The 7,686-nt window shown below is 70.4% G+C and carries 11 protein-coding genes; 3 read left to right on the plus strand and 8 right to left on the minus strand.

All coding sequences use genetic code 11. The features are described from left to right. Positions 1-42 precede the first annotated feature (42 nt). Both ACFU99_RS25430 and ACFU99_RS25435 read right to left on the minus strand, forming a co-directional pair. Positions 43-1,596, minus strand: a complete 1,554-nt coding sequence (locus ACFU99_RS25430) for an ABC transporter substrate-binding protein (protein ID WP_384395749.1) — start codon at positions 1,594-1,596, stop codon at positions 43-45. Between the two features lie 217 nt (positions 1,597-1,813). Beyond that, positions 1,814-2,233, minus strand: a complete 420-nt coding sequence (locus ACFU99_RS25435) for an ATP-binding protein (RefSeq protein ID WP_384395752.1) — start codon at positions 2,231-2,233, stop codon at positions 1,814-1,816. Between the two features lie 235 nt (positions 2,234-2,468). Between ACFU99_RS25435 and ACFU99_RS25440 the strand changes: the two genes are divergently transcribed. Further along, complete coding sequence (locus ACFU99_RS25440; protein WP_384395755.1) at positions 2,469-2,765, plus strand: SCO4848 family membrane protein; 297 nt, start codon at positions 2,469-2,471, stop codon at positions 2,763-2,765. 36 nt (positions 2,766-2,801) lie between these two features. On the opposite strand, the gene ACFU99_RS25445 is transcribed toward ACFU99_RS25440, so the two are convergent. Continuing rightward, positions 2,802-3,500: a TetR/AcrR family transcriptional regulator gene (locus ACFU99_RS25445; protein WP_384395758.1), complete on the minus strand. Its 699-nt coding sequence runs from the start codon at positions 3,498-3,500 to the stop codon at positions 2,802-2,804. A 137-nt stretch (positions 3,501-3,637) separates the two neighbouring features. Between ACFU99_RS25445 and ACFU99_RS25450 the strand changes: the two genes are divergently transcribed. Continuing rightward, positions 3,638-4,852, plus strand: coding sequence for an FAD-dependent oxidoreductase (locus tag ACFU99_RS25450; RefSeq protein ID WP_384395761.1), 1,215 nt, complete (start codon positions 3,638-3,640; stop codon positions 4,850-4,852). Between the two features lie 27 nt (positions 4,853-4,879). Here the strand turns inward: ACFU99_RS25450 and ACFU99_RS25455 are convergent, their stop codons facing one another. Then, a complete protein-coding gene (locus tag ACFU99_RS25455; protein WP_384395764.1) occupies positions 4,880-5,209 on the minus strand; it encodes a branched-chain amino acid transporter permease in 330 nt (109 codons plus the stop codon). Continuing rightward, positions 5,202-6,131: an AzlC family ABC transporter permease gene (locus ACFU99_RS25460; protein ID WP_384395767.1), complete on the minus strand. Its 930-nt coding sequence runs from the start codon at positions 6,129-6,131 to the stop codon at positions 5,202-5,204. Before ACFU99_RS25460 ends, ACFU99_RS25455 begins: the two co-directional genes overlap by 8 nt. A gap of 63 nt (positions 6,132-6,194) precedes the next feature. Here ACFU99_RS25460 and ACFU99_RS25465 point away from each other — a divergent pair, with 63 nt between their 5' ends. Next, the gene (locus ACFU99_RS25465; RefSeq protein ID WP_384395770.1) at positions 6,195-6,653 is read left to right on the plus strand and encodes an Lrp/AsnC family transcriptional regulator; all 459 of its coding nucleotides are present in this window, start codon (positions 6,195-6,197) and stop codon (positions 6,651-6,653) included. Between the two features lie 29 nt (positions 6,654-6,682). Here the strand turns inward: ACFU99_RS25465 and ACFU99_RS25470 are convergent, their stop codons facing one another. The 3 genes from ACFU99_RS25470 to ACFU99_RS25480 form a co-directional block, all read right to left on the minus strand. Beyond that, positions 6,683-7,072, minus strand: a complete 390-nt coding sequence (locus tag ACFU99_RS25470) for a VOC family protein (RefSeq protein ID WP_384395773.1) — start codon at positions 7,070-7,072, stop codon at positions 6,683-6,685. Then, on the minus strand, positions 7,069-7,380 hold the full coding sequence (locus tag ACFU99_RS25475) for an ArsR/SmtB family transcription factor (protein ID WP_384395776.1): 312 nt from the start codon (positions 7,378-7,380) through the stop codon (positions 7,069-7,071). The genes ACFU99_RS25470 and ACFU99_RS25475 overlap by 4 nt, the downstream gene beginning before the upstream one ends. A 105-nt stretch (positions 7,381-7,485) precedes the next feature. Next, positions 7,486-7,686: hypothetical protein (locus ACFU99_RS25480; RefSeq protein ID WP_384395779.1), on the minus strand; the 201-nt coding region annotated here is incomplete at its 5' end.

Below are 7,686 nucleotides of genomic sequence, written 5' to 3' on the forward strand. Positions count from 1 at the left end.
GCGGTGCTCGGACCGCCGCCGCCCGTGCGCGACGGCGCGGGCTCAGATCCGGCTGAGCTTCCAGAGCCGCCAGACGCTGGTGCCGTCCGACAGGTACTGCGTGCCGGAGATCGACTTGCCGCTGAGCACGTAGTCTTTCTTCTGCCAGAGCGGCAGCATCGGCACATCCTGGGCGACGGTCTTCTGAATGGTCCGGAAGTTCGCCGCCGTACGGTTGCGCAGGTCCTCGCGCTCGGTGTCGCGGATCAACTGCTCGACGCGGGAATCGCGGTAGCCGGAGTGGAGGGAGGAGTCCGCGCCGACGAGCGGGGCGATGAAGGTGTCGGGGTCGGGGAAGTCGGCGAGCCAGCCGACGCAGTAGGCGTCGTACTCCCCCTTGGCGTACCCCTCCTGGAACTTCTTCCACTCCACCCACTTGACGTTGACCTTGAACAGCCCGGTGGCCTCCAGCTGCCTGCGCAGCATCGCCGCCTCGTCGCCGGTGGCCGCGCCCTGCGAGTACGCGAGGTCGAAGCGGACCGGGGTCGTGATCCCGGCGTCCCGCAGGATTGTGCGGGCGCGCGCCGGATCGGGCTTCTGGTAGGCGTCGAAGAAGGGGGTGCTGTGGCCGGTGAGGCCGCGCGGGATGAGGGAGTAGAGCGGTTCGACGGTGCGGTGGTGCACGTCGCGGGCGATGGCCTCGCGGTCGACGACGGCGGCGACGGCCTGCCGCACGGCACGGCTGTGCGTCGGCGAGCCGGGGCGCACGTTGAAGACCATGGAGCGGGTGGCGGCCCCGGAGTTCTCCATGACCCGCACGTCGTTGTCGGTGGGCGAGAGCGCCGCGAGGTCGGTCGGCGGCATCTGCCGGGCCACGACGTCCACGGTGCGGTCCCGCCAGGCGCGGCTCATCTTGGCCGGGGAGGAGAAGAAGCGCACGGTGACGGCGCCGCCGACGCTCTTGATCGAGCCCCGGTAGCGGGAGTTGGGCTTCAGCTTGGCGGTGGAGCCCGCCGCGTACTCCTTGAGCACGTACGGCCCGGAGCCGCTCACGGCGCTGTCCGGGCGGAGCCGGTCGGCGGGGTAGCGCCGGGGGTCGACGATCGACCCGGCACCGGTCGCGATCTTGAACGGGAACGTGGCGTCGGGGACGCCGAGATGGAAGATCACCCTGCGGCCGGCCGCCTGCACCGAGGTGAGCGTGGCCAGGAGCGGGCTGGGCCCCTGCGGGGACTTGATGCGCCGGATGCGGTCGAAGGAGTACTTGACGTCCTCCGCCGTCACCTCACGGCCGTCGGCGAAGGTGAGCCCGTCGCGCAGCTCGCATACGTACGTCCGTAAGCCGGAGCTCTGGAAGGCGCAGCGCTCGGCCGCGTCGGGCACGGGCTTGTCGGAGCCGGGGGTGAAGGTCATCAGCGACTGGTAGAGGTTGCTGAACAGTTCCCAGGACCCCGCGTCGTACGCGCCGGCCGGGTCGAGCGAGGTGATCGTGTCCGTCGTGCCGACGGAGATCGGCCCCTTGTCCTTCTTGTCGGGCGATACGAGCTGGCAGCCGCCCGCCCCCACGGCCACCACGGCCGCGCAGATGAAACTCGCCCATAACCGGCCCCCACGCATCCCCGTGCCCCCTCCGCCCAGTGATGCACATCACCCAAACACAGGTATCGCACGCGCGCAGGCGAATCGGGCAAAAGATCGGCTCCCTATACGGATCATGCCGTTCCGGCTGTGATCCGGTCGTGCCGGTCTGGTTGCAGGCGGTCCGATTGTGGGCGGTCCGATGGCGGCCGGTCCGGCTGTGGCGTTTCGACTGTGGCGTTTCGACTGTGGCCGGTCACGCCGTTCCGTCCGCGGCCGGGGGGCCGAGCACCGCCCATACGGTCTTGCCGAAGCACCCCCGGTGCCACACCCCCCAGGTCTCCGCGAGCGCCTCGACCAGGTGGAGCCCGCGCCCGGACTCGTCCTCGTCGCCGACGGCGCGCGGGACCGGGGGTCTTCGCCCGGAATCGGTGACCTCGACGAAGCACGAGCCGTCGCCGAGCGCGGTCACGGCCACCTCGAACTCCCGGTCCCCGAGGGCGCCGTGCCGGACCGCGTTGGTCGCGAGCTCGGAGACGACCAGCATGGCCGCGTCGACGGCGTCGCCGGTCCGCCCCCAGGCCGTCAGGTGCTCGCGCACCCGCAGCCGGGCCAGCCCCACCGACGCCGGTTGCCGGGGCAGCCGGAACGCGTTCCGCCGCAGTAAGCCCACCACACGTGTCCCCTCCGCTCGATGCGCTCACGTATTGAATACGTGTCGAATACGTGATTGAAAGCGAAGCGAGCTGTGTGTGGTACTTCGCGTGCGAAGCGTGAACGAGTTTTGGCCAATCCTCGCTACAGCGTGTAAACGCCGCGACCCCGGCGCAGGGCGCGGGGCGGCCGGTCGGATACTGGCAGGGCACGCACCCGCAGCGCACCCGCAGCAGAGGACACCGAGGACACCGCCCATGAAGCTCAGCCGCCCCGTCTCCTGGTTCCTGCTCGCCTTCGGTGTCTGGTCCTGGGTGGTCTGGACGACCTTCGCCAAGAACCTGTGGAAGGACGGCAGCGGGCTCGCCTTCGACGACGGCAAGCCCACGGCGTACTTCTGGGTGCACCTGACGCTCGCCATCGTCTCGTTCCTCCTGGGAACGGCGATCGGGGTCATCGGGCTGCGCGGCGTCCGCGCGCACCGCGCCGCGGCGCGGACGGGCGGAGGGACGGACGAGCGGGAGCCCGCGTCGCGGGAGCGGGAGAGCGCGTGACAGAGCGCGGACGGAGCGCGTGACGGAGCGCGTCGGCTAGTCGGCGGGGGCGACCGCCCACCGGGCGGTGATTCCGTCGAGGATGATGTCGATGCCGGCGACGAACTCCGCCCGGTCGTCGTGCACGCGCAGTTGCTCCGCGACGCCGCGGGTGAACGGGTACTCCTCGGGATCAAGGGCCGCCCACGCGTCCGCGGCGGCGTCGATGAACTCGGTACGGTCCGTACCCGGCGCCCGGAGATGCTGCGCGCGGGCGTTGGCCGCGTTCAGCCCGCCCGTACCGAGGATGTAGCTCTGTAGTGCGGACAAGGCGGTGAACTGGGCGGCGTGAGCCACCCCGAGCGCCTGGAGCTGACGGCCGACGCGCTCGAAGACCCGCAGCATCGGTGACCGCGCCGGAGCGCGGGAGAGATCGTTGCCGACCCAGGGGTGGGCGTCGACCGCGTCGAACACGCCGAGCGCGAGGGCGCGGATCGTCTCCCGCGGGGTGGCCCCCGCGGGGGCCGCGGTCAAGGCGTCGGCGACGACGGCGTCGGTGGCCGCTTCGAGGAGTTCGTCCTTGCCCGCGACGTGCCAGTAGATCGCGCCGGGGCCGGTGGAGAGGCGCTCGGCCAGCGCGCGGAACGTCAGCCCGCCCTCGCCCGCCGCGTCGAGGAGTTCGATCGCGGCCTCGACGATGCGCTCCCGGGAGAGCGGTTGCTCCCGCCGCTCGGCACGGCGCTTCCTGGTTGCCATGCGTCCATCCTGACACACGCCTGGAACGACGTTCCAGCTTGACAACTCTGGAACGGCGTTCCACTCTGAAGTGGAGATTGGAACGACGTTCCAGAGGTGTCGTTCCTGATGACCAGCAACAGACAAGGAGCGTCACCATGACCACCACGACTAACTCGGCCACCTCGGCCACCTCGGCCACCTCGGCCACCTCGGCCACCCACGTCACGATCATCGGAGCAGGGCTCGGCGGGCTCGCCCTGGCCCGCGTCCTGCACGTCCACGGCATCCCGTCCACCGTCTACGAGGCGGAGGCGTCGCCGACGGCCCGTACACAGGGCGGGATGCTCGACATCCACACCGACACCGGGCAGCTCGCCCTCCAGGCAGCGGGCCTCACGGACGAGTTCCGCGGCCTCGTCCTGGAGGGCCGGCAGGCGATGCGGATGCTCACCCCGGAGGGGTCCGTCCTGATCGAGGAGGGGGACGACGGTACGGGCGGGCGGCCCGAGGTGCAGCGCGGCGAACTGCGGCGGATCCTGCTCGAATCGCTCCCGGCCGGGACCGTCCGCTGGGGACACAAGGTCAGCGACGTCCGCTCCCTCGGCACAGACACTGCGGACACTGCGGACTCCACGGGCTCCTACGAGGTGACCTTCGCCGACGGCTCCGCCGTCACCACGTCCGGCACGGACCTGCTGGTGGGCGCGGACGGCGCGTGGTCACGGGTACGGCCGCTGCTTTCCAGGGCGACGCCCGAGTACGTGGGCAGCTCGGTCGTCGAGACCTATCTGTTCGACGCCGACACCCGGCACGCCGCCGCCGCGAAGGCGGTCGGCGGCGGGTCGATGCTGGCGCTCACGCCGGGCAAGGGGATCATGGGCCACCGCGAGAGCGGCGACACCCTGCACACGTACGTGTCGCTGTCGAGGCCGCAGGAATGGTTCGCCGGTATCGACTTCACCGATTCCGAGGCAGCCGCCGCGCGGGTGGCGGCCGAGTTCGACGGCTGGGCGCCCGAACTCACCGCGCTGATCACCGACGCCGACACCGCGCCGGTCCTCCGCCCCCTCCACGCCCTGCCGGTCGAGCACCGCTGGGACCGGGTGCCGGGGGTGACCCTGCTCGGCGACGCGGCCCACCTGGCGGTCCCGAACGGCGAGGGCGCCAACCTGGCCATGCTCGACGGCGCCGAACTCGGCCGGGCCCTCGCCGCGCACCCCGGCGACATGGAGGCCGCGCTCACCGCGTACGAGCAGCCCATGTTCCGCCGCAGCGCCGGGGCGGCCGCCGAGGGCAACGCTTTCTACGAGCTCATGTACGGCGCCGAGTCGCCCCAGGGCCTGGTCGACCTGTTCGGGGCCGGGGGGTGAGCCTCCGGGCAGGGCTCAGGCGGCTGTTCAGGAGGCGAAAACCGTGCTGGCCAGGACCACGTGGACGGCCGTACCGCAGAGGATGCTGAGCAGCGCGTTGCGGCGCCAGAGGTGCAGGCCGATGGTGACGGCGAGGGCGATCAGCGGGGCCAGGCTGCTCGCGTGGGTGAGCGGGGTGTCGCGCAGGCAGTAGACGAGCAGGATCAGCATGACCCCGGCGGGTACGCGGGCGCTGAGGTACTGGACGGTCTTGCTGGCCCGCAGCGGGGTGAGGGCGGCGAAGGGCAGGGCGCGCAGGCCCCAGGTCACGGCGGCGGTGACGAGGATGGCGGCGATGGCATAGCGCGTGTCAGGCATGGCTCGGGTTCCCGCCGCTGTGGTTGCGGTTGTGGTTGCGGTTGTGGTTGCTGGTGTGATGCGGAGCGGTGCCGGGCAGGGCGGTGCTCAGATCACCGCCGGCCAGGGTGTCGCAGTTCGGCTGCACACCGTCCAGGCTGTCCCGCCCGCCCCGTTCGTCCCGCCCGTTCGGATTCCCGCTGACGACGAAGTGGCGGGCCAGGAGGCCGGCCGTGAACAGGCCGAAGGCGGCCAGGAGCATCTCGCCGGGGAAGAGGAGCCGGGCGGCCAGGGCGCTGAGCAGGGCGAGTACGGGCGTGGGCAGGTCACCGCGCAGATCGCGGACGGCGTCGACGGCGAGGACGGCGAACAGGGCGGTGAGGGCGAAGTCCAGCCCGGTGACGCTCTTCGGGATGAGCGAGCCGAGCAGGGCCCCGGCGACCGCGCTGCCGACCCAGTACATGTGCAGGAAGAGCTGGAGGCACACGATGCGGCGGCCGGTCCAGTCACGGGCCTGTTCGCCGGCGGCCAGCGCGTACGCCTCGTCGCACAGCGCGAAGGTGCTGTACGTCTTGCCGACGCGGCCGGGTATGCGGTGCAGGGGGAAGGACAGCGCGTAGAAGACGTGCCGCACGTTCACCATGAACGCGGACACGCCGATCGTCGCGAGCGGTGCCACGGCGGTGACCAGGCCGATGAGCAGGAACTCGAACGAGCCGCCGAACGCGAGCGCCGCCGACAGCCCCGCCCACCACCACTGCAACCCCGACTGCGTCACCAGCGCGCCGAAGGCGAGCCCGACCGTGACGAACCCCAGCCCCGCGCCCACGGAGTCCTTGAACGCCGCGAGCGCCTGGGAGGCGATCGTCGGGGAGACGGGCGCGGCTGGTGGGGCGGGGGCGGGCCGCGGTGGATCCACGGTGACGGGCGGGCTCGTGTGCATGAGCGAAATTCTAGGAAGAATTCCGCCTTATTTGGTTGCTTATTGCGGCTCTATAATGGCGCCGTGAGCAATGAAGTGAGCCTGGATGCCGTGGATCGCGAAATTCTGTTTCATCTGCGCCGGGACGGGCGGCTGACCAACGTCGAGCTGGCCAAGCGGGTCGGCCTGACGCCGCCGCCCTGTCTGCGGCGGGTGAAGCGGCTGGAGGAGACGGGCGTCATCACCGGATACCGGGCCGTCATCAACCCGGAGGCCATCGGGCGCGGCCTGGAGGTCCTGGTCGCCGTCGAGATCTACGCCCAGGACCGCAAGAGCTTCGAGGAATTCGAGTCCACCATGGCCTCGTACGAAGAGGTCATAGAGTTCCGCCGGATGTACGGGCGTCCGGACTATTTCCTGCGCGTGGCCGTCGCGGACCACGCCGCGTACGAGGCGTTCCTCACGCGGAAACTCAGCGGATTGCCGGCGGTACTGCGCCTTGAATCGCACCTGACGATGAAGGAGATCAAGACGGTCCCGTAGCCCCGCAGTCCGCCTCGGGCGTTCCGGCCCTACATGTCGCCGTGCATGATCTGGATGAGGTTGCCGCAGGTGTCGTCGAATACGGCGGTGGTGACGGAGCCCATGTCCGCCGGCTCCTGGGTGAAGCGAACGCCGAGGGCGCGCAGCCGCTCGTACTCCGCCCGTACGTCGTCCACGGCGAAGGCGGTGGCCGGGATACCGTCCTGGACCAGGGCCGTCTTGTACGGCTGCACGGCCGGGTGACCGGAGGGCTCCAGCACCAACTGGGTCCCCTCGGGCTCCTCCGGCGAGACCACGGTCAGCCAGCGGTCCTCGCCGATCGGCACGTTCTGCTTCACGACGAAGCCCAGTACGTCGGTGTAGAAGCGCTGGGCCACGTCCTGGTCGTCGACGAAGACGCTGGTGAGACTGATCCTCATGGGTTGTTCTCCTGTGCGTCGGGTGCATCGGGTGCATCGGGCCTGAGCCATCGATTCACGATGCACTCAAGGGGTCCGGTGTTCAGATCGTGGAACTTGTAGCGGCCCTGTCGCCGCGAATGGACCAGGCCCGCGGATTCGAGTACGGCCAGGTGCTGGCTTATCGCCTGGCGGGACATTCCCAAACCATGGTTGGTGATAAGCCGTGCGCATATCTCGAACAGGGTCTGGCCATCCCGTTCCACCAATTCGTCAAGGATGCGCCGACGGGTGGGGTCGGCCAGCGCCTTGAAGACATCATCCGTCACGACTTCACCATAGGCAAGTCTCGACTTGCCTATCAAGCCGGGCGGCCCGAAGGGGGCCGATAGCCGCGAGCCACACCGGTAAAGGCGGCGGTCCCGACACCCCCTTCATCGGGGGCGGCGGGGCCGGGCTCGGTGCGCTGTCTGCCGCTCGGTGGGCGGCCGGGGTTCAGGCTGGCTCCACTGCGCTGCGCCGCCGGCTGCTGCCGCGAAGTGGTCATGGCCGGTTTTTCGGGTGCGGGTGCGTCTCGGGCCTGCGGCCCAGAGCGCCGTCAGTTGGGCGAGGTTGGGGCAAGGGTTCCCTGGAGT

Source organism: Streptomyces sp. NPDC057654, from assembly GCF_042800135.1.
GTDB lineage: Bacteria > Actinomycetota > Actinomycetes > Streptomycetales > Streptomycetaceae > Streptomyces.

Bases quoted from the DNA above. Each gene is read 5' to 3' on its own strand.
- ACFU99_RS25430 (WP_384395749.1), bottom strand. From the start codon at position 1,596: ATGCGTGGGGGCCGGTTATGGGCGAGTTTCATCTGCGCGGCCGTGGTG.
- ACFU99_RS25440 (WP_384395755.1), top strand. From the start codon at position 2,469: ATGAAGCTCAGCCGCCCCGTCTCCTGGTTCCTGCTCGCCTTCGGTGTC.
- ACFU99_RS25445 (WP_384395758.1), bottom strand. From the start codon at position 3,500: ATGGCAACCAGGAAGCGCCGTGCCGAGCGGCGGGAGCAACCGCTCTCC.
- ACFU99_RS25450 (WP_384395761.1), top strand. From the start codon at position 3,638: ATGACCACCACGACTAACTCGGCCACCTCGGCCACCTCGGCCACCTCG.
- ACFU99_RS25455 (WP_384395764.1), bottom strand. From the start codon at position 5,209: ATGCCTGACACGCGCTATGCCATCGCCGCCATCCTCGTCACCGCCGCC.
- ACFU99_RS25460 (WP_384395767.1), bottom strand. From the start codon at position 6,131: ATGCACACGAGCCCGCCCGTCACCGTGGATCCACCGCGGCCCGCCCCC.
- ACFU99_RS25470 (WP_384395773.1), bottom strand. From the start codon at position 7,072: ATGAGGATCAGTCTCACCAGCGTCTTCGTCGACGACCAGGACGTGGCC.